Genomic DNA, 21,243 nt, shown 5'->3' with positions numbered 1-21,243 from the left:
AACATTCTATTTTTTCTCAACATTAGTAAAAAAGAAGGTGAACTCTTTAAAGAGTTCACCTTCTTTTTTACTTCTTCGCCTTCGTTCCTACTAAATCACCAGCAACAACATAACGCTTAGAATTATCCTTTACAGATACACATGTAATAAGCGTTATCTCATCTTTCCCATGATCCTCCACAACTTCCCACTTATCAGGAGTTACTTCAGATACACCAGTAACCGCATACTCATATTCATTTTCATTGTCATACAAATAAATTTTATCGCCTTTTTTCAAAGAAGCTATATCACTAAATAAAACACCTTTTTTAGACATGTTATGTCCTGCTAGTGCGTAATTTCCTTTTCCCATAACTTGATTCTCTTTTACTGTCGCTGCACCTGTTAATAAGTTTTTTTCAGTAGAAGCTTTCAAAACAGGCAGTTCTACTGAAACACTTGGAATCGAAATACGACCAATTACTTGTTTCTTATCTAATGATGCATTCGCTACTTCCGCCAAGTCTGGTTGATTAATTTTGGAAGCATCTACAAATTCCGTCTCATGCTTTTCATAATCCATCTTTTGAACAGCCTGCACATTTTCAGTCTGTTTCTTTTCAGCCTGATATCCATCATAAAATGGCTTTCCAATTAACACGCCACCTACAACAAATAGCAGGATTGCTACTATACTATAAATTCTTTGCTTATTCATATACAATTCCTTTCCCTTACAAAATCTTACTCTATATAAAATGATAAAATAATATCGCCATATGTACAAGTATTAGCTGAAAAGAAACCTTCTTGCCGGTGCAAGAAGGTTTCTTTTTAAGCTAATTTATTTCTGTATAATGATACGTGAAATACTGTCATTTGAATAAAGAAAATAGAAAATAGAATATATAATGGGTATCCAGGAAGATATTCATTAATAATAGGCGAAAAAGTTAAAAATCCAACTGCACAAGGTAACACAAACCATAACGATACAAATGTTGTTCGACAAGCTTTATCCGTAATCGCTTTTTCACGTTCATCTTCTAGTGGAAATAATAATGGATACATCCAAAAAGATAAATTCTTATATTTTTTCTTTTGAATTCTATAAAAAATTGTAACTATAATAGCTCCAATAAATAATAAAATAAATGGTACTCCATTAACCGCTACTTCAAACGGGAATTTCTCGTTTTTAAATATGTCTGCTAACTCTGTAATAACACTATAAAATTCAACAAATGTCCAGCATGCTAGTGCAGTATAGAGTACATTTATAATATAAGAAAAACCAATTCTACTCATCCTCTTCCCCCTCCTTATTTAAAACAAACACGTCTTCCATCTTTAACTGGAATACATCACAAATCATCAATGCTAGTAACAATGAAGGAACGTAATCCCCTTTTTCAATTGCAGCAACTGTTTGTCTCGTCACTCCAACCTTTTCTGCTAATACACTTTGTGAAAAATTAAAACGAGCTCTTAATTCTTTTACTCTGTTTAAAATGGTCAAATTTACCACCTCTCACCATTATTGTATGCTATCCTTAACAAAATGTAAACTTAACTTAACATTAATATTGTAAAAAATCCAACTCTACGTATTGTAAAGTTGGATTACGTTTTAGTTTAAAATTGTAACTTTAACGATTTTTCTTCCCCATTGACTAGAAGACCCTTTATCAGGCATTAACACATCAATTCTGTTACCTTTAATCGCTCCACCAGTATCTGCTGCAATTGCGACTCCATAACCTTCAACATTTACAGTTTTGCCTAATGGAATAACACTTGGATCTACAGCAATTAATTTCATTCCTGGGTTTGCAGTTAGATTATAACCTTTACCACCTGGTCCCCATGCAGAAAATACTTGTTGACCTGACGCATAACCATTTTCCGCTGGATCAGCTGTATAAGCTGTAGCTTCTACATAAATTTCTTTCCCACCAGCAGTTGGCTTAGAAGGTTGTGCAGGTTCTACCTTCGAATTATTATTAGCAACTGGTTCTGCCGGTTTACTAGCTTTTTCTTGCTTTTGCTTTTCAGCAATTTCTGCTTGTGCTTTCGCTAAAGCTTCTTGCTCAGCCTTTGCAGCCGCTTCTGCTTTTGCACGCTCTTCCGCTGCGATTCTTGCTGCTTCTTGTTCACGAGCAATTGTTTCTTGTACTGCCTTCATATTTGATTCAATTTTAGCTTTCTCTTCCGCTGCTAAATTAAGCTGACTTGCAACCTCATTATATTTAGCTTGAACTGTTTGTAAGTTATCTTGACGTTTTTTCAAGTTATCTTGCAGTTCAGCTTGCGCTTTTGCTAATTTTTGTTTGTCTACTACTAAAGATGCTTCTTTTTCGTCAATTGTTTTCTTATCTTCTTCAATTTGACGAAGATCTTGTTCTTGTAGACGTAAAATTTCTTTATCAGCTTCTAGAATAGTAGAAACTGCGTTCATACGTTGTAAGAAGTCTGCAAAGTTTTTTGACTCTACTACAACTTCTACTACTAAACTTGTATTTGAACTGTTTTGAACAGAAACCATACGTTTTCTCATAATGTCTTTACGAGCAAGGACTTTATCCTCTAAAACGACAATTTCTTCCTTTTTTTGTTCAATCTGCTTATGTGTTTCATCGATTTTACGTTGAATAGCAGCTTGATCCTCTTTATTTTTTGCAATTGTATTATTTAAATTATGTAGTTCGTTTTCAATACCTTTAATTTCTTTACTAACAGCTTGCTTCTCTTGCTCTTTCTTTTGCATTTCTGCATCGTTTTGTTGCAATTGCTGTTGCATGTTGTTAAGTTTCTCGTCGTTTGACTCTGCTTTAACAGCGACTGTACTAGAAAGACCGATAATTCCTGCTAATACTAGACAGCTGATTCGCTTAAAATAGTTCATAATCCGACTCCCTTCTTATACAGTTATACATGATTTATTTTACAGTTTGTTTACAAAACGATTAAATACAGTTTATTTTTCGTGACAAAAAAAAGAGAATTATGAATAAAATGTAATAGATTCTTAAATATTTAACAATTCCTATATTTAAAAAATACAAAAGATGCTAAAATCCAAATATAGAGAAAATATAACTTTCGAAGGCGGTTGAAATAAATACATGTTTACTCAAAAGAAATCACTCCAACATACAATTGCTCAATTAGAAGAGCGTATACAAGAATTAGAAGCAGAATTGAAACAAAAAGATATTGAAAAACAAGAGACTATTTCGACTATCCACGATCGTGTACAAAGCGTTGTACAAGAGCATCAACTTGTAAATAACCAACACAATACACTCCAAAATTTAGTTCAACAATTAAGTTCATGTTTCGAAAATGTTTCAACACGTACGACACATTCCAATGAGTTAAATAATGAAATGTTGCAAAAGGAACAAAGCTTAATTCAGTCTATTGCAGAAATTATTGACTGCTCTAATGAAGGAAAAGAATCCGTTCACCGCTTACTTATTGTAATTAATAAATTAGGTGAACAATCTCAACGCACGTCTAATAGTATGAATCATCTAAGCGAACGCTCAAAGGAAATCGAGCAAATTGTAGAAGTCATTCAAAACATTGCAGCACAAACAAATTTACTTGCCTTAAATGCGAGTATTGAAGCCGCACGTGCTGGAGAGCACGGTAAAGGATTCGCTGTCGTTGCCAATGAAGTAAGAAAACTAGCGGAAAGTACAGCAGAAAGCACAAAAAACATCGGCAACTTAACGAAAAAAATTCAAGAAGAAATTGAAAAAGCATACGATAATACAAAAGATAATTTACATTTAGTCGATGAAGGTGTAGAAATGAGCGCCGATACAAACGCTAGAATTGAAAATATTTTAGTTATGATTCAAACGTTACAAAATGGCGCTACAAATGTTATTAAGGCTATTGAAAACCAAAAGTCTTGTAATGATGACATATTACGAGAATTCGCTAATACACAACAAATGTTCCAAAAATTAAATACTACTATTATGAATCATATTCATGATGCTGAAAAAGTCGATGTTCAATTGTCTAAAAGTCTTCAAGGAACAGTAACTTCTTAATTAAAAATAAAAATCCCTTATACTGCTATAAGGGATTTTTATTTTATTTCGAATATTTATTTCTTTTCAATATTCATCCATATCTTTGTTATAATGGAAAAGTTGTTTCTTTCAACTAATAAACAAGGAGGTTATTATGGAACAATTTTACTACGTTTTAAAATATTTAATTCTCGGTCTGTTCCAAGGACTAACAGAACCAATTCCGATTTCTTCAAGTGGTCACCTCGTTTTAGCACAACATTTGCTAGGACTAAAAATAGAAGGATTTAGCTTCGAACTACTTGTTAATTCAGCTTCATTATTAGCTGTATTACTTATTTATAGAAATGATTTAATTCGTCTGACGAAGAATGGTCTCTCTTATATATTTACAAGAGCAGAAGACGCGAAATCAGATTTCTTCTTTATTATTTATCTTGTTATTGCAACCATTCCAGCAGGTGTTATTGGTGTTTTATTTAAAGATTACATCGATCAGTACTTAAAAGGTGTGAAGATGGTTGGGATTTCCCTTCTTATTACTGCTGTCGGCCTTTGGATTATTAGAAATTTACGCGGTCGTAAAAATGATGGCGACCTTTCTATGAAAGATGCAATCATCGTCGGATTAGCACAAGCTTGCGCACTGATTCCTGGAATAAGCCGATCTGGTGCCACAATCGTAGCAGCAATGTTACTTGGTATGAAGCAAGAAACAGCTCTTCGCTTCTCATTCTTACTATACATTCCTGTTAGCTTAGGTGGCTTATTGTTAAGCATTACAGACATTGCAAATGATCCAAATCTAGACACATTATTCGTACCATATGTCGTTGCATTCATCGCAACATTTATCATGACGTATATTTCACTAAAATGGTTTATGAACATTATGGCAAAAGGAAATTTAAAGTATTTCTCTTTCTATTGTATTATCGTAGGTGTACTTACTCTTATTTTCTTATAAAGTGAAACTTACAAATCGAAAGCGAGTCATTCTATTACACTAGATGACTCGCTTTTTTATACCTTTATTAAGTTAAAACCTATCATTCACTTCGAATTTTCATAATATTATAATAATTATTAAGTTCACTATTATAGTAAAGCTATCTTTCCTACTATTATCGTAAAAGAGGTGTTTATATACTTATAGTTACTAAACTCATTCACATTAAGTACGGATATGAAAGTGAGCTACTTTGTGAGCTTAAACAATATTATCCTTCCCCTGGAACGAACGGTTTTATTAACATAGAGTTTTCACATGTTCATCGTACAAATGATAAGACAGAATATATGTTTCGTATGTTATGGAAAACACAACAAGATTACCATACATGGCTTTCTCAAAGAAAAGGCCATGAAACTTTGAGGTACAAAATACAAGGCTATATCCTTTCTTCCAAATCAAATGCTACCTATGTGCATTAACTCTTCTCTTTTTATTCCTTGCGAGGAGAAAAATGATAAAGTGAAACTTTAATCCTCACCAATCGTGCTTCCCACAAATAGCGGGATAAAGAGCCCTCTTACTTTTCATACTGTAAGAGGGCTTCTCTTATGCATACACTTTCTTTTCTTGACAATACAAACGAATAACATGTTTATTTTGTTGAAATACATCATGCGTCAGACGAATAATAATAAAGTTTCGTTTTGTTTGATCATCATGAACAAAAATCTGTTCTCCCTCCTGAAAACGCCATGCACTTTCAAAAGTCGTAATATGATCCCCACTTACAGAAAAAAGTTCATATCGCATCTCTTGTACCCTCTCTCAACTTACATAATCATAATATCCTCATATTAAATTTATTATAACTTAATTCCTATAAAATTAGTAATTATTTCTATTTCGAAAGATTTTAACTTTGTATTTAAATATTTTTAGCGCTATAATGATAAACGAATTTTTATTGAAAGGAGTTTCACTTTGACTGCATATTTATTTCCAGTAAAAACAGCATTTATTTTATTTCCTTTTTTAGCAATGTTTCTTTTAATCCCTTTTCTAATATTTAATTATCGAAAATACGGTTATTTAAATAAATGGCGCTCATTTATTTTATACTCATTATTACTTTACTTATTAAATGCCTATTTTCTTGTTATTTTGCCGTTGCCACAAACGTTTGATACTTGTAGCCTACAATCGGCTAATACACAACACATGCAACTCTCACCATTTTATTTCATACAAGAGATTAGTAGTCATACATCGGCAGTTTTAACGAAACCGGCTACTTATTTCTACTTATTAAAAGAGTCTGCTTTTTTACAAGTTGCATTTAATGTTCTATTAACTGTTCCATTCGGTATTTACTTACGTTATTATTTCCGACGTAGTTTCCTACAAACAATTTACATTTCCTTTTTCCTTTCACTATTTTTCGAGCTAACACAAGTGACTGGATTATACGGTATATACAATTGTGCATACCGATTATTTGATATCGATGATTTGTTTTTAAATACATTAGGTGGCGTAATTGGTTTTATCATTGCACCAATATTTACGTACTTCCTTCCAAAAACAAACGAGTTAGATAGTCATATTAATTTAGAAACGAAACCAGTCGGATTCATTCGTCGCCTTATCGCGATGCAAATTGATTGGATTTTCTTATCTATCGTTGTACCTGTCATTAAAAACAAAGGAAATTCTTTCTTCGTTTCTAATATGCAATCTTACACCAATATGTATGAACTCATTTTCATTACGTGTTCAATCCTTATTTACTTTATTATTATTCCATACTTTACGAATGGAAAAACAATTGGGAAAGCATTGCTTCGCATTCACCTGAAAGGAAAATCAGATCGTATTACATTAAAAGAACTATTTATTCGATACGGTATATTTTATTTTGCATTAGGCGGAATCAATTATATTCTTTCTAGTAGTTCTATGTTAAATCATACAGAACCTTTAGTATTACTCGTTACGTTGTTATTCCTATTCATCATTAACGGCCTGTTTATTATTCATGTTTTACTGCATGTGTTTAGCCGTGATAAACTACTATTTTATGAGCATATTAGTCATACAAGAAATGCAATTACACTAAAAAAAGCTGACAAATAATTATTTGTCAGCTTTTTCATATACATAATGTGAAACTTTAATCAACCCTCCCAAAACGAGCGGTTATCTCCCACCGAATTTTGAGATGGGAGTATTACTGCCCGTTAATGCGGGATAAATAACTTTTCTGCATAAGGATTAAAAAACATTCCAAGTTCATCTAGAGACTTCCTCGCCTGTAAAAACGAATGAAACTCTGGATATATATCTTGTAATTGCTCATACGATAATGTATGCATTTTCCCCCAATGCGGACGCCCTTCATACTTCAGAAAAATTTTTTCCACTTCGCCAAAGTAAGCAGCATATTTCATACCTTTATACATATGAACAGCGATATACGCTGAATCTCTTCCATAGGCTGGACTAAGCCATATATCATCACCTTTCACATAGCGGCATTCGATCGGGAAGTGCACCTTATACTTTTTCTTTTCAATAAGATTTGAGATTTCTTCTACCACAGTCCTCATATACTTTGAAGGAATGCTATACTCCATTTCATAAAATGGTACCGTACGTGATGTAGCAAATACTTCATAGCTCGGGCCAATTATTTTTGTGTTTGGTACAGCCTTAGCTGATAATCGACTCACTCCTTTACTTATAGAAGGAAACCATTTACACCCTTTAGATAGTAAAGAGAACATCCTATTTTCAAGTAACTCCACCTTTAGTTTATGCCATTTCAAATCACTGCCTGTATTCGTTGTTTCGTTCGTAAGTTTTACTTGTACTTCATCAGAATAAGGAAAAACGAAAAATTCAAAGTGACGATGCTTCTTATACTCTTCTAGTTTGTTCATTACAGTAGATAATGACTGTTTTTCACTTTCATAAACGAGTGAATACGCTGGAATAACCTTCAATTTTATCTTTACAATGATACCTAACATTCCAAGTGACAACTGAAACGCTCTCCAATATTCTACGTTCTCAGCTTCCGAACAAACTATACTCTCACCATTAGATAAAACTGCCGTAATCTCTATAACTTGTGTTGATAAGCTCCCAAAGGTAATACCCGTTCCATGAGTCCCCGTACTAATCGCTCCTGCAATAGATTGCGAATCAATATCCCCTAAATTTTCTTGCGCATAACCTTTTTCCTCAAGTAACTTCCCTAAATCATATAACTTTGTTCCTGCCCACACTTCAGCGACCATCTTCTCTTCATCAATATTCACAATGCCCTTCAATTCATCTAAAGAAACTAAAACTTCTTCCGTTTGCACAAGGGGTGTAAACGAGTGTCCTGAACCAACAACACGAATTTTCTGCCCCTTTTTTCGTGCAACCCCCACTACTTCTACTACATCTTGTATACTTTCTGGATACATCGTATAATGCGGCGTCCCTTCTACATTCCCTGTCCAATTCCTCCACCTTTGTCCCTTTATAGAAAGCATTGGCCATCCCCCCGATATGTTGAATACTCCCCAACAATCTCTCCTTGTTTAACACGATACAAAAAAGGAAAGCATTCACATAATTCACCAGCCTTACTATGACGAAACAAAATGGACTCTCCTATGTCCACTCTTTCCTCGCCGTTATAAAATATTGGCGTTTGTACCTCGCCAGCACCTTCTAAAGCTAATAGTTTTGCACCCTTTGGTCTCCAAACTTCAGGCTCTTTATCTTTTCCAACTGCTCCTGAAGCAATATATCCACCACCTAGGCAAGTGTAAATAAACGGGACTGGTTTACGCACAACTGGTAAGGCAAATCCGACCGCTGGATGAAATTTCACCTCTTTATAATAATCAAACAGCTTCGGAGAATAAAAAGCAGAACCTATTGTAATCTCTGAAACTGAATTATCTTTCTCAGTTGTTTTTATGCTTCCTGTTCCGCCTCCATTTACAAACCTTAGCTCAATACCAAGTTTTTGTATTGCTTTTACAATATATTCTCTTCTTTCTTTAACTTCTAGCACTGATTTCTGCTTTAAATACGAAATCACTTTACTTTTCAGCCATTGATTCGGTATATGGTCTCCCACCCCAGCAATTTGAGCTTCATAACCCATCACACCATCTAACATTAAATATGATGACCTTCTCACCTTTTCTACTACTTTCAACGCATCCTGCACATTTTTTACTGGGGATCTTTGTACACCAAAATGAAATTGAAAGAAACGACTACTCATATCAATATCCAAACAAACACGAAAACATCCTTTAGATTTCTCAGCAATTTTTTCTAAATACACAATATGCTCTTCACAATCCACCATACAAGTTATAATGAAACCTTTCTTTGTTAGCAAACTAATTTCATACAAAGCTCTTTCATCATAAGCAGGATATCCAAGCAATAAATCATTAAATCCTTGTTCTATTAAAAATAAAGTCTCTCTAGGTGAAAAGCACATAATACCTTGAAATCGATCATTTGCAGCTAAAATCTTTTGCATAATCGGAACAGAACGTAACGATTTACTCGCTATACGAATCTTCTTATTTCCACTTAACTCTATAATTGATTGAATATTTCTATCTAAAGCCACTTCATCCAAAAATGCACACGGTAATGGAACTTCTTTAAAAATTCCTCGATCCACATTTTTCTCTCCTCTTCTCAATATGTCTTATACATATTGGAAAGAAAGTGTGATTTTCCTGTTTGCAAATAAAAAAAGTTTCTTCTTTACGAAGAAACTTTTTGAAACTACTTCATAGAAATAGTCGCCTCTACTGGATAATGATCAGAGTAATCATTATACGTATATTTTTGGAACCATGATGTAACAGTCCATTGTGGAGATTTCGGCTGTAACACCTTATTCTCTATATACGATGGGTTCGCATGGTCTTTGCTTGCAATAATATAATCTAAATACTCGGCAGGACTATCAGGGAAATTATATTTTGCAATACTGTTTGTCGTTGCATCCCAAGTCGCTGTATGTCCAGTATAAGATGGTACAGAAGCGTTCAATGTTTTAAACATAGATGTATACTCTGAATCATTCTTGTTCTCTGCATTTATTTTATTTACGTTCATATCACCACCAATTAACACATACTCATTATTTGGTATATTTTTATTTTTAATAAAATCTTGAATTTCTTTTAATTGGTTCGTACGTACAGATGCAGGTGAAGTTTTTCCGCACATACTATCTTCAGCCTGCAAATGCGTCCCAATTACGTGAATGAAACGATCATTTTTCTTAATTTTCGTATATACAAATCCTTTATTCGATAAATTATCTGGCCCGCATCCTTTTGCAAATACATATTGAATCTTTTCAGCGATTGGCCATTTGCTGACAATCGCAACGCCACCATCTTCAGGAGTTGAAGATGAATAGTTCCCTAACGTTTTATCCCATTCGCTTCCACTACTACGACCTAATACTGCTGTTTGATTTGGATATTCTTTCTTCAAATTACCTAATAAACGATCTGATGCGCTATTATCAAACACTTCATTTAATATAACAACATCTTGATTCTTTATATAATCTGCCGCCCCAATTAAATCAGCACGCTCAGTTTGTCCCCAGTTTGGATATAAGTTTGTTGATAGCATATATACATTATGCGTCATCACTTTTAATGTATCATTTTGATTTGTAGATGCTTCTGCTTGAGCTGACGTTCCGCTATATAAAGCTCCTAAACCAACACCTAAGCTAAGTACACCTTTTAGCAATTTACCTTTCACGTTTCATACCTCCATGTATTGTATAGTGATAAAAAGGCCAAATACTCTATTCTGAGATTTGACCTTCTTCAAATACTTAACGATTTCCGTACGTATCAAACCAAAGCTGAATATATCCAGCAGTAACACGTTGTGCATCCATTAAACGCTTACCTGTCATTGGTGTAACTTCAGCGCGCCATTTATCTGCATATTCTTGTGATACAGCTGCTCTTACGAACCAATCTTTCGTATTATCATTTACAATGCCAGCATAATCTTGCTTCGCAACTACTGCCGCTCCATGAATCCAATCTTCTGGATTCGTACCTTTCCAGTTCCAATACCCATTTCCATCCGTTACTTTATAATTATCTTTTATCGTATCTACAAAGTTTTCATATTTAGAATGGAATCCTTGTGGATACGAAAGATTCGTAAAGTTTGCCGCATGCATCGGTTGGTTTACATCACCTAAATAATGAAGAGATAATCCTAAATAGAAGAATGCTTGTTTCATATCTTTATTTTTGTAAGACTCACCAGCTAATTTAAAATATTTAGCTCCAGTTTCCTTTGCCTGCTTTGCATACGGAATATAAGTTTTCCCATTGTCAGGGTCATAGAAATGTGAAGCAAATGTGCTATTATCATAATAAGGATTTTCATAGTCAGCAGCATAAATACCGTTCTCTAACTCAGTACGCCATTCATTTAATAGTGCAACTCGATCTTGTTTTACAAGTGTTGTATTACGAGACATAATATCAATTGCACGATTTACAATCCATAAATGAGAATTCACGCCTTCTTTATGTTTATCTTCAGCAGACCAGCGCGGAATAACTCCAAATCTCTGTCCCCCATCATTTTCATGAGCAAATGCAACACTTTGTAATGGAGCAACTAATGTAATAGCTGCCGCTAAAGCAAGTACTTTCTTTTTCATATAAAATCCTCCATTTTATAATTGAATTATTGTAAACATTTTGTTAGGATCCTATGATGTCATCCGGTTAACCTATGACTAGAATATCCCACCTTTCATGAAAATTCTATCACTAAATCAAAATATGCAAATGTTCATATCATTATAACTTTATACACAGTGAATATAATGAATGAATACACTTTCATTTTAATAAACTATTATTAAGGCTTGTCTAAACTAATGTAAAAAAAGAGTAAAGCACCCACATGCTTTACTCTTTTTTTCTATTCGATAATATACTTGGCAATTGTACATTAACTGCCAACTTATGTATAAATCCAAACACTAATCCGATCCCTATAAATATGTATAATATCGTAAATATCTTTCCGAAGTCAGTTTGGGGACTAAATTGCCCATCACCGACAGTAGTCAGCGTCACAACGCTAAAATATAAAGCATCCAGAGGACGTAACCCCTCCACTGTACTATAAAAGATTGTACCAGATATTAATGTCAAAATTGTTAATACGAATAACACTTGAAATTCTTTATCTTTCCATGCTCGCAAACAAGCTTTTAGCATCCGTTTCAATGTCAATATAAATGAAAGCATTAGACTTCCCCTTCCAAACAAAATACCTTTAGTTACAGGAAAGTCTATCACCTTTCAGTATAGAAAAAAAGTAGCCCTCTTCTATTTCTAGAAAAGGGCTACTCTTTTCGATTCTATCTTATTTAGGTGAAACAAGAATTTTCACTTGTGTTTTATCTTTTACAAGTGCTTCAAATCCTTCTTCAACAACTTGATCCACTGTAATTTTTTTCGTAATTAATTTCTCTGCTTGAATTTGACCAGAGCTAATTAATTTAATAACAGCTGGGAAGATGTGACGGTATCCTAAAATACCAATAACTTCTTTTTCTTTTAATACTAAATTATTCGGAGTAATTGTTGCGTCTTTTTCCCATACACTAACAATTACAGTTTGTCCTTCGAAGCTTGTACTTTCAATCGCTTGGCGTAATACAACTTCAACACCTGTTACTTCAAAGCTAACATTTACACCTAAACCATTTGTTAAGTTACGAATTTCAGCTAGCACATCTTGAGTTGCTGGATTTAATACATAATCTGCACCTGCTAATTTCGCTAACTCTTGACGTTCTTTAGAAAGCTCAACTGCAATAACAGGAGTTGCTCCTGCTGCTTTAGCTGCTTGGATAACAAGAAGTCCAATTGGACCGCAACCAAATACTGCTACAGCTTCCCCTTCTTTTAATTTACTTTGACGTACTGCATGAACTGCTACTGCTGCTGGTTCTACAAGCGCACCTTGTTCATACGTCATTTCATCTGGAATGTGATGAACCATATCTTCTGGTACTACTGTATATTCAGAGAAACCGCCGCCTTCTCCGCCAAGACCGTGGAAAACAAGTTGTTCACAAACATTGTAATGTCCATGTTTACAAGCTTCACATTTACCACAAGAATAAATTGGTTCTACAACAACACGGTCTCCCACTTTATGAGATGTAACTCCTTCACCAATCTCTATTACCTCACCACTAAACTCATGACCTAAAATAACAGGTGCTTTCACATGTGTTAATGGATGTTCTTCTGTTGGAATAAAAATAGGCCCTGCTAAATATTCATGCAAGTCTGTCCCACAAATACCACACCATTTAACTTTGATTTTCACTGTTCCTGGTTTTACTGTTGGTTCTGGTACTTCTTCTACTCGTACATCACGTTGATTATGCCAAAGTAGTGCTTTCATTTTATACATCCCTCTCTATGTATATACTTAACCTGGTGAAGTTTACAAATTTATTATAATACTTCTATCCATATATTTCAAAAAAACAATCACATCCCTACTAATTTTTTACAAATAACGTTCAATATTTTGTCACTTTGTACTTTTTTCCACATCTGTTAATTCAATTTCATTGCAGGTGAAATTAGCATTGTGCCATAATAGCATTGGAGAGGTGAATATCGCTTGAAATATTTTATTTACTTTATCGTTATCGTGGCATTTTTAGATACATTTTCACAATTACCTATTATGAGTACTTTCGCTCAAAGCCTTGGAGGAACTCCTCTTATTATCGGGCTAGTTGTCGGTATGTACTCATTCGCTAATATGATTGGTAATATTATTGCTGGAGCCGCTGTCGATAAATTTGGTGCAAAAAAAATCCTTTATATAAGCATGGGAATTACGAGTTTCATAGTCTTGTTATACACCGTTGTTCAAAGTGGTGAACAACTATTAGTTGTGCGCTTTATGCATGGATTTAGTGATGGCTTTTTAATTCCTGCTGCCTTTACATTTTTATCAAAACAAACAAATGCAAAAAGACAAGGAAAAGCAATGGCTCTATCTGGTGCTGCTGTTGGAACAGCGGCAATCGTAGGACCTGCTTTCAGCGGTATTATGAAAGCAACTGCTGGCGTAGAATGGGTCTTCATTACTATTTCTATTTTAATGGCTCTTGGTACAATCGTATCTCTATTCTTCTTACCAAATAACGTATCAAGAAAAGATACATCAAGAACGCAAATGATGAACAAAGAAGATATGATTGAACTGTTAAAATCAGAACCGTTATTACAAGCATATATTGGTGCTTTCACATTAATGTTTTCACAAGGAATTGTCACTTATATGTTACCAGTAAAAGTTGAGGCATTAGCGCTTAAAGCATCTACAACAGGCATGATGTTAAGTGTATTTGGTATTACTGCTATCCTCTTCTTCTTGCTTCCAACAAATCGTATTTACGATCGATTTAATCGTTCGAAACTAATGCTAATCGGAATTGCAGTTATGGCATTCGCATTATCTTTACTCGGATTATTTGCTACAAAAGGTATGCTCTTTATTGTAATGATGATTTATGGAATTGGATTCGCAATCCTCTTTCCGTCTATTAACGCTTTACTCGTTGAAAATACTACAGACGATAATCGCGGAAAGGCATTCGGATTATTTTATGCCTTCTTCTCATTAGGAGTTGTTGCTGGCTCCTTTACAGTCGGCGCAATCGGAGCATCACCTAGCATCAGCTTCATTATCGGGACAGCATTTTTATTAACATTTGCTGGGATGATTTATGTAAGAAGCAAAGTAAAAAAGACAATGATGGGATAATCCATCGTTGTCTTTTTTAAAATGCATATTGATATAATCCGTAATATAATGGAAGCGTTGGAATAATTCCAATTAATTTAAATATAAAAGGTAATGGCTCATCTCGCTCTTCATATAAACGAAAAACAAAAACTGCAGTTAAAGTCCAAATGACGCTAAACAAGAAGATACATTTCCAAACAATCGAGGTTAATATTTGTATATCAAATACAAAACCAAAGAGCCCTATCCACGTAATAATAGATACTACAAAGTCAAACTTTTGAATTGGTGTTTGAAACATACCCCTTACTAACGAAATAATAGCTAACATTGCTACAATAACTAAATATATTTTCCAAAGCATAATGATAATCTCCTATTCAATTCAACTTTTAACTTTCAGCAAACCATATTTAATAAACAATATAGCATTATATTTTTCATAGAAATAATACAATGGATAACAAAATAAAAAGAAAATAAGTACAGTTGGTACATTGTCTACAATAGAAAAATATTTTACTAGTAATTCCTTAATACTCTCTCCAATAATAATAAACAATGGAATTATACAAATCATCGCTAATATTAAACATGACGTTACCCTTATTTCTTTCAACTTCACCTTACAATGTGGACACCTTAATGAAAAAGGATGTGGGAGATCAATAATATGTTGTACAGTAATATCCCCTTCACACTGTGGACATCCAATAACTTCTTTCATTTATCGCTTACTCCTTTCTATCTATAAAAAGAGCCATATTGAATAGAACTCTTTTTTGCCCAATATATTACTTTTGTGTATAACCAAATAACAATGTAAATAAATTGAGCCGTAAAGGCAATAATACATTACTTCTTTTAAAAAGAAAGTTTATAAATAACGACGATACTTCGACAATTTCCTCGGAAATATTTCCTTTCTCCACATAATTTGATACACTACACATGAATAAACATTTGTATTACATAAACTAAAATAATAACTTACTGTACAAATTAAAAAGCACACTCTTCATATGAAGAATGTGCTTTTATGTTATTAACGTTTAATCCAAACAGCGCCTGCCGATTTATCTTCTGCCTGTCCAACAACTTGGAATTTAAGTCCAAGGTTTGGAACTTTTCTTCCTGAATCTACAATTTGCTTGTTACTATATACTTTTGAATCATCAAAAGTTGTAACACCTTGTAATCCAGAATAGTTAAACTGGCCACGTGTTAATGAATTTACACTCCATGCTGGTGTTTTATCAAATGAAAATGCAGCGTCTGCAATTTGCATGCCCGTATTACCGTACGCTGGTTTCCCGTTCAGATTACCAACAAGTGCTTCTGGATGAGAATCTACAACCCCAAGGAATCCTTCACCTGGATGCACCCCCACCCAGTTATCTTTAAAGCTATCATCTGCATACCAAACGACAAGACCTGTATTATACACTGGACCTTTTCCTGCTTTTAATCCATTATCTGATCCCGCATAGTTTCTCCATTCTAAGTAGTAATAATGAGCTTTCTTCTCTGTCCCATCAGAAACAACAAAACCATTTAAATTCATTTTAGACTGTCCTTCTGCATCATCAGAAAATACAACTTGTCCATCAACAGTTACATTTACATCGTCCATCGCAAAACCTTTATATGTTACAGCCGGATCTGTAATATAGTCGAATTGTAGTTTCACTTTTTTGCCTTTAAATTGACTTAAATCATATGATTTATCAATCCATTTCCCATCTGTTGTATCTTTATCTCCTTGGACTACTTTTTCTCCAAGTCTATCAATTAACGTCTTCGTTCCATCTTCTGTTACTGCATGTACTTCGACGAAATCGCACTCTGCTTCTAACTCATAATTTGCTTTATAATCGAATTTTGCATTTGTTCCTTTTGTTAAATCAAAGAAAGGTGTCTCTAACGTTGTATGCATATCATCGCCTCTTGTACTATAATATGCATGCTTTCCAAACTCCGGTTTAATCGTTTCAACACTTTTACCTGGTAAGTTAACACGTACAACGCCTGGACGATTTGATTTCGTAACACTTTGATCAATATAGGTAGGAACTCCCACACCACTCTTAATTTTATCGTAATCTACTTCTAATATTTTTGCCCAGTTGCCACCCATATTCTTTTGTAAGAAGTCTTTATTTTGTGGTGAAAAACTTGTCGGCTCCGTTCCTGCGATTTTTCCTGTCCAACTACCTCCACTCATTAATGACCAAGCTTCGACAGGTGAACCATTTCCAGTATATTTCGTGTCATATTCATCTGGTAATCCAAGATCATGTCCAAATTCATGCGCAAACACACCTACAGCTCCATCTTCTGGTTCAATTGTGTAATCATGTGCTGCTACTTTTCCACCAAAGTAATCTACCTTTGATTTTGTACCTTCAATCGCTACTGGATCTACTGCTAATTTTGAACGATGTGACCAGATCGCATCATCACCTAATTTACCGCCACCAGCTTCTTGACCAACACCAGCATGGATTACCATTAAATGATCAATTACACCGTCAGGTTCATTTTGATTCCCATCCCCGTTTGTATCATATCTATCAAACTGATCAAACTGAGATAAATCTAGTCCTTTCTCAGCAGCTGCATGCAAAGCTTCTTTCACTAAATCACGTGCACCTTTCGGACCTTTATTATCGTGACCACTGCTACCATCAGCTCCATAATCAGATGCTTTTCCTGGAACTGTTAGCCACTCCGTTACATATCCGTCTGTCGTATAACTACCACCAGACTGCTCTTCATAGTATTGTTTAAATGTTTTTACTTTTGAACCATCAAATAATGTATAAGGCTCCTTACCAAACAACATCTTTTGATAATGTTCTCTACTAAAGTCTTTCGAATACATATAACCTGGTGTTTGATCAATATTATTATGTTTATAATCACTAAATTCAACGAGTAGCACTAATACTTTATCTGATCGAACAGATCCTTTATATGGAGCTTGCTTTGCTTTTGAAGTTGGAACTTGCCCATTCAATTGCTTTTTATTTGGTTCTGGCTTTTGCTCAAGATTAATATTTTTTTCAGTCTTTTTTACATTTTCCTTTTCTTCCATCTTTTTCTCTTTTACTTTTTTTGTGAAATCAGACGTTTCTTGTGAGGGAGCATCTGGAAGAATTTCTTTGTTCGCCTGATCTCCTTGTTTCTTTTCAATATATTGCTCGACAGCCTTTTTCGTCTCTTCTTTAGAAGATGCTGGATTAATTGTTCCTCTTTCTTTCAAAGCTTCCGCTAAACGATCTTCTTGAATTAAATTGTAATCAATTGGCGTTGTAGACACATTCTCTTTCTCTTTTGCTGGCGTTTCTGCATATGCTAACGGCGCACTCATTACAGATGTGCATCCGATAATTGCTGCAATTGCTAATGATGACAACACTTTAAATGGGGCTTTTCTTCTCATTCCATTTCTCTCCTTTTATAAAACTTAAAATTCAGATAAATCAGTGCGTTTTTGTCGAAATCTCTGTTTACTACCCTCCCTATATAAAAAGACATAATTCTATAAACATTGAACTTTCTGTTATAGAATCATGCCCTCCAGTTTTCTGGTCAGACCCTCTATCTGTTTATCCCTTGGTTCAACTAATAATCAGTGTGCTGATGAACAAAGCCCCCACTGATTAAAGTTTCACTTTATATCGAAATATGAAAAATAAAGAGTTATGTGATATATATTAAATATCTTATATAACAAATTTAAAAGACAATATGCAAAATTGCATGAAAATTCTTTTAAATAAAAAAGAATCCTAGTCAATTAAACTAGGATTCTTGATTTTCTATTATTTCTCTTGTGTTTTTTCCCAATCAGCTAAGAATTTCTCAATTCCTTGATCTGTTAATGGGTGCTTCACTAATGAAGCAATTACGTTTGCTGGGATTGTTGCAATATGTGAACCGTTTAATGCTGCATCAGTTACGTGAACGCTGTGACGTACAGATGCTGCAATGATTTCTGTTTCGATGCCATGAATTGCAAAGATTTCTGCGATTTGACGAATTAAATCCATACCGTTATGACCGATATCATCTAAACGACCTAAGAATGGTGAAACATATGTTGCACCAGCGCGAGCTGCAAGTAATGCTTGAACTGCTGAGAATACTAATGTAACGTTTGTACGAATTCCTAAATCAGAGAACGCTTTTACTGCTTTTAAACCTTCTGTTGTCATTGGAACTTTTACAACAACGTTTGGAGCAATCTTCGCTAATTCTTTTCCTTCTTCAATCATTTTATCAGCTTCTAAGCTAATTACTTCTGCACTTACAGGTCCTTCTATAAAGCTGCAAATTTCACGAATACGCTCATGGAAATCTACGCCTTCTTTTGCTACAAGTGATGGGTTTGTCGTTACTCCAGCTACTACGCCTAATGCATTTGCCTCTTTAATTTCGTTAATGTTTGCTGTATCAATAAAGAATTTCATTTGTTATTCTTCCTTCCTAATTTTCATTTTATATTTATTTATTTTTCTTAATAAGCTCTAATTCAATCGGAATAGATTTGTCCACTTTTTTACCTTGTGTTATCTCTTTTGCTGTTTGCATCGCCTTCTCTCCGATTAATTCCGGTTTTTGAGCGACTGTTGCAGCCATACGCCCATCGTTAACCGCTTTCACAGCATCTTCAGTTGCATCAAATCCAACAACGACTACATCTGTTTTTCCAGCAGACTTCAATGCTTCAAGTGCACCTAATGCCATCTCGTCGTTATGCGCAAACACGGCTTTAATATCGCTATTTGCTTGCAAAATGTTTTCCATAACAGATAATCCTTTCGCTCTATCAAAATCAGCCGCTTGTTTGGCAACTACTTTTAAAGACTTATCGGCTACGTTATGGAATCCTTTCCCACGTTCACGAGCAGCAGACGATCCAGGGATTCCTTCTAACTCAGCAACGTTTGCTCCTTCGCCGACTAATTCACGAATGTAATCACTAGCCATTTGACCACCTTCGATATTATTAGATGCAATGTGAGAAACAACCTTACCTGAATTCGCAACGCGGTCTACTGTAATAACAGGAACATTTGCTGCATTTGCCGCACTTACCGCTGAAGCAACAGCATCTGAATCGGTCGGATTAATAACAACTACATCGACACCCTTTTGAATTAAATCTTCAACATCGTTCGTTTGCTTCGCTGCATCATTTTGCGCATCAACAGCAATCAATTCGATGCCGCTATCTTTCGCTTTCTTTTCTGCACCCTTTTTCAAAGTTACAAAGAAGGGATTATTTAAAGTTGAAACAGAGAATCCAACTTTAATAGTTTTATTTCGACCTTTATCGCTAGAATCCTTTGCCCATTCTGGTGGTTCCATTGAACAACCAGCAGTAATGACCATAATACATGCAACGAGTATAAGTAACCATTTCTTCATGAACTGTCCCTCCATTACGCTTCTTTTCGGCGATCAATTAATACAGCTAGTAAGATTACAAGTCCTTTTACAACTTGTTGGAAGAAAGAAGATACACCTAATAAATTTAAACCGTTATTTAGTACACCGATAATTAGTACACCGATGAATGTACCAACAATCCATCCTCTTCCCCCAGAAAGACTTGTTCCACCTAATACAACTGCTGCAATTGCATCTAATTCGTAAGAAGTACCTGCAGTCGGCTGTGCAGAATCTAGTCGTGATGTTAAGACAATACCTGCAAGCGCTGCCAAAATTCCAGAAAGACCGTAAATCATTACTTTAATTCTCGTAACATTAATACCTGATAGTGCTGCTGCTTCTTCATTTCCACCAATTGCAAATGTACGACGGCCAAATGTCGTTTTCTTCAAAATGAAGTACAGTACTGCGAAAGCGATCATCATTGTAACAGCTGGTACCGGAATACCAAGAAAATAACCGCGGCCAAACATTTGGAACATTAAATGATCACCAAGACCAGTGATCGGACGTCCGTCCATATAAACAAGCGTCAACCCACGAAAAATAGTCATTGTTGCTAAAGTTGCAATAAATGGAGCTACTTTTCCTTTCGCAATGATGATACCGTTTACAACCCCCATTACAAGACCTGCTAATAGTCCAACTGCCATTGCAAGGAACGGATCCATGCCACTTGCCATCATTCCAGCAACAAGTGCACTTGATAATGCTAAAATAGAACCTACCGATAAGTCAATACCCCCTGTTAAAATTACGAAGGTCATTCCGAATGCAATAAGCGCATTAATCGATACTTGACGCAGTATATTAAATAAATTTGGAATTTCAATGAACGCTGGATTTAAAACTGTAATTACGACGATAATTAATACTAAACCGATTAAAGAACCGAGTTGTTGTAATACATTCCCCTTCTTAGCCATC

The 21,243-nt window shown here is 34.7% G+C and carries 21 protein-coding genes and 1 pseudogene; 5 read left to right on the top strand and 17 right to left on the bottom strand.

The features are described 5' to 3' along the window. Positions 1–67: 67 nt before the first annotated feature. The 4 genes from CN409_RS24805 to CN409_RS24790 all read right to left on the bottom strand — a co-directional run bounded on the left by CN409_RS24805 (position 68) and on the right by CN409_RS24790 (position 2,887). A complete protein-coding gene (locus CN409_RS24805; protein WP_001041729.1) occupies positions 68–700 on the bottom strand; it encodes a class A sortase in 633 nt (210 codons plus the stop codon). 116 nt (positions 701–816) lie between these two features. Further along, the gene (locus CN409_RS24800) at positions 817–1,290 is read right to left on the bottom strand and encodes a DUF2178 domain-containing protein (RefSeq protein ID WP_000086544.1); all 474 of its coding nucleotides are present in this window, start codon (positions 1,288–1,290) and stop codon (positions 817–819) included. Then, positions 1,283–1,501: a helix-turn-helix transcriptional regulator gene (locus tag CN409_RS24795; protein WP_000154017.1), complete on the bottom strand. Its 219-nt coding sequence runs from the start codon at positions 1,499–1,501 to the stop codon at positions 1,283–1,285. Before CN409_RS24795 ends, CN409_RS24800 begins: the two co-directional genes overlap by 8 nt. 111 nt (positions 1,502–1,612) lie before the next feature. Further along, a complete protein-coding gene (locus CN409_RS24790; RefSeq protein WP_001105781.1) occupies positions 1,613–2,887 on the bottom strand; it encodes a 3D domain-containing protein in 1,275 nt (424 codons plus the stop codon). A 631-nt stretch (positions 2,888–3,518) separates the two neighbouring features. Between CN409_RS24790 and CN409_RS32865 the strand changes: the two are divergent. From CN409_RS32865 to CN409_RS24775, 3 genes and pseudogenes are all read left to right on the top strand, one after another. Further along, positions 3,519–4,049 (top strand): annotated as a pseudogene (locus tag CN409_RS32865) (methyl-accepting chemotaxis protein); the annotation flags it as partial. Between the two features lie 136 nt (positions 4,050–4,185). Beyond that, complete coding sequence (locus CN409_RS24780) at positions 4,186–4,998, top strand: undecaprenyl-diphosphate phosphatase (protein ID WP_000434794.1); 813 nt, start codon at positions 4,186–4,188, stop codon at positions 4,996–4,998. 179 nt (positions 4,999–5,177) lie between these two features. Then, positions 5,178–5,465, top strand: coding sequence for an antibiotic biosynthesis monooxygenase family protein (locus CN409_RS24775; protein ID WP_097981449.1), 288 nt, complete (start codon positions 5,178–5,180; stop codon positions 5,463–5,465). A gap of 127 nt (positions 5,466–5,592) precedes the next feature. On the opposite strand, the gene CN409_RS24770 is transcribed toward CN409_RS24775, so the two are convergent. Beyond that, positions 5,593–5,796, bottom strand: coding sequence for a hypothetical protein (locus tag CN409_RS24770; protein WP_001268332.1), 204 nt, complete (start codon positions 5,794–5,796; stop codon positions 5,593–5,595). Between the two features lie 171 nt (positions 5,797–5,967). On the opposite strand from CN409_RS24770, the gene CN409_RS24765 reads away from it, so the two are divergent. Then, a complete protein-coding gene (locus tag CN409_RS24765; protein WP_000128031.1) occupies positions 5,968–7,119 on the top strand; it encodes a VanZ family protein in 1,152 nt (383 codons plus the stop codon). Between the two features lie 104 nt (positions 7,120–7,223). On the opposite strand, the gene CN409_RS24760 is transcribed toward CN409_RS24765, so the two are convergent. From CN409_RS24760 to bdhA, 6 genes are all read right to left on the bottom strand, one after another. Next, on the bottom strand, positions 7,224–8,528 hold the full coding sequence (locus CN409_RS24760) for a D-arabinono-1,4-lactone oxidase (RefSeq protein WP_000948963.1): 1,305 nt from the start codon (positions 8,526–8,528) through the stop codon (positions 7,224–7,226). Further along, entirely contained in the window at positions 8,516–9,688 is a 1,173-nt protein-coding gene (locus CN409_RS24755) for an amino acid deaminase/aldolase (protein WP_097981451.1), read from the bottom strand. The genes CN409_RS24760 and CN409_RS24755 overlap by 13 nt, the downstream gene beginning before the upstream one ends. Before the next feature lie 107 nt (positions 9,689–9,795). After that, positions 9,796–10,797 carry a sphingomyelinase C gene (gene sph, locus CN409_RS24750; RefSeq protein ID WP_000676793.1) on the bottom strand — a complete coding sequence of 334 codons (1,002 nt, stop codon included), beginning with the start codon at positions 10,795–10,797 and terminating at the stop codon, positions 9,796–9,798. A gap of 76 nt (positions 10,798–10,873) precedes the next feature. Then, positions 10,874–11,725, bottom strand: a complete 852-nt coding sequence (gene cerA, locus CN409_RS24745) for a phospholipase CerA (protein ID WP_000730997.1) — start codon at positions 11,723–11,725, stop codon at positions 10,874–10,876. Between the two features lie 253 nt (positions 11,726–11,978). After that, on the bottom strand, positions 11,979–12,323 hold the full coding sequence (locus CN409_RS24740) for a potassium channel family protein (RefSeq protein ID WP_000948035.1): 345 nt from the start codon (positions 12,321–12,323) through the stop codon (positions 11,979–11,981). 118 nt (positions 12,324–12,441) lie between these two features. Beyond that, positions 12,442–13,494 (bottom strand): (R,R)-butanediol dehydrogenase, encoded by a 1,053-nt coding sequence (gene bdhA, locus CN409_RS24735; protein WP_000645827.1) that lies wholly within the window; start codon positions 13,492–13,494, stop codon positions 12,442–12,444. Between the two features lie 225 nt (positions 13,495–13,719). Here bdhA and CN409_RS24730 point away from each other — a divergent pair, with 225 nt between their 5' ends. After that, a complete protein-coding gene (locus CN409_RS24730; RefSeq protein ID WP_000873268.1) occupies positions 13,720–14,874 on the top strand; it encodes an MFS transporter in 1,155 nt (384 codons plus the stop codon). A 16-nt stretch (positions 14,875–14,890) separates the two neighbouring features. On the opposite strand, the gene CN409_RS24725 is transcribed toward CN409_RS24730, so the two are convergent. The 6 genes from CN409_RS24725 to CN409_RS24700 form a co-directional block, all read right to left on the bottom strand. Beyond that, a complete protein-coding gene (locus tag CN409_RS24725) occupies positions 14,891–15,220 on the bottom strand; it encodes a hypothetical protein (protein WP_000964465.1) in 330 nt (109 codons plus the stop codon). 21 nt (positions 15,221–15,241) lie between these two features. Further along, positions 15,242–15,583 (bottom strand): hypothetical protein, encoded by a 342-nt coding sequence (locus CN409_RS24720; protein ID WP_000665762.1) that lies wholly within the window; start codon positions 15,581–15,583, stop codon positions 15,242–15,244. A gap of 318 nt (positions 15,584–15,901) precedes the next feature. Further along, the gene (gene inhA2, locus CN409_RS24715; RefSeq protein WP_086390901.1) at positions 15,902–18,301 is read right to left on the bottom strand and encodes a M6 family metalloprotease immune inhibitor InhA2; all 2,400 of its coding nucleotides are present in this window, start codon (positions 18,299–18,301) and stop codon (positions 15,902–15,904) included. A 382-nt stretch (positions 18,302–18,683) separates the two neighbouring features. After that, entirely contained in the window at positions 18,684–19,331 is a 648-nt protein-coding gene (fsa, locus tag CN409_RS24710) for a fructose-6-phosphate aldolase (RefSeq protein WP_000667667.1), read from the bottom strand. A gap of 34 nt (positions 19,332–19,365) precedes the next feature. Next, positions 19,366–20,292: a ribose ABC transporter substrate-binding protein RbsB gene (gene rbsB / locus CN409_RS24705; RefSeq protein WP_000758976.1), complete on the bottom strand. Its 927-nt coding sequence runs from the start codon at positions 20,290–20,292 to the stop codon at positions 19,366–19,368. Between the two features lie 14 nt (positions 20,293–20,306). Then, positions 20,307–21,242 (bottom strand): ABC transporter permease subunit, encoded by a 936-nt coding sequence (locus tag CN409_RS24700; protein WP_001074650.1) that lies wholly within the window; start codon positions 21,240–21,242, stop codon positions 20,307–20,309. Position 21,243: the final 1 nt, after the last annotated feature.

Origin of the sequence: Bacillus sp. AFS012607 (assembly GCF_002558005.1) — a bacterium.
Lineage (GTDB): Bacteria > Bacillota > Bacilli > Bacillales > Bacillaceae_G > Bacillus_A > Bacillus_A thuringiensis_S.
This window is presented reverse-complemented; position numbering and strand designations above follow the sequence as displayed.

Coding starts and splice junctions, on each gene's coding strand:
- rbsB (WP_000758976.1), bottom strand. CDS start 20,292: ATGAAGAAATGGTTACTTATACTCGTTGCATGTATTATGGTCATTACT.
- CN409_RS24780 (WP_000434794.1), top strand. CDS start 4,186: ATGGAACAATTTTACTACGTTTTAAAATATTTAATTCTCGGTCTGTTC.
- CN409_RS24770 (WP_001268332.1), bottom strand. CDS start 5,796: ATGCGATATGAACTTTTTTCTGTAAGTGGGGATCATATTACGACTTTT.
- CN409_RS24700 (WP_001074650.1), bottom strand. CDS start 21,242: ATGGCTAAGAAGGGGAATGTATTACAACAACTCGGTTCTTTAATCGGT.
- inhA2 (WP_086390901.1), bottom strand. CDS start 18,301: ATGAGAAGAAAAGCCCCATTTAAAGTGTTGTCATCATTAGCAATTGCA.
- CN409_RS24790 (WP_001105781.1), bottom strand. CDS start 2,887: ATGAACTATTTTAAGCGAATCAGCTGTCTAGTATTAGCAGGAATTATC.
- fsa (WP_000667667.1), bottom strand. CDS start 19,331: ATGAAATTCTTTATTGATACAGCAAACATTAACGAAATTAAAGAGGCA.
- CN409_RS24740 (WP_000948035.1), bottom strand. CDS start 12,323: ATGCTTTCATTTATATTGACATTGAAACGGATGCTAAAAGCTTGTTTG.
- CN409_RS24800 (WP_000086544.1), bottom strand. CDS start 1,290: ATGAGTAGAATTGGTTTTTCTTATATTATAAATGTACTCTATACTGCA.
- CN409_RS24760 (WP_000948963.1), bottom strand. CDS start 8,528: ATGCTTTCTATAAAGGGACAAAGGTGGAGGAATTGGACAGGGAATGTA.
- bdhA (WP_000645827.1), bottom strand. CDS start 13,494: ATGAAAGCACTACTTTGGCATAATCAACGTGATGTACGAGTAGAAGAA.
- cerA (WP_000730997.1), bottom strand. CDS start 11,725: ATGAAAAAGAAAGTACTTGCTTTAGCGGCAGCTATTACATTAGTTGCT.
- CN409_RS24720 (WP_000665762.1), bottom strand. CDS start 15,583: ATGAAAGAAGTTATTGGATGTCCACAGTGTGAAGGGGATATTACTGTA.
- CN409_RS24725 (WP_000964465.1), bottom strand. CDS start 15,220: ATGCTTTGGAAAATATATTTAGTTATTGTAGCAATGTTAGCTATTATT.
- CN409_RS24805 (WP_001041729.1), bottom strand. CDS start 700: ATGAATAAGCAAAGAATTTATAGTATAGTAGCAATCCTGCTATTTGTT.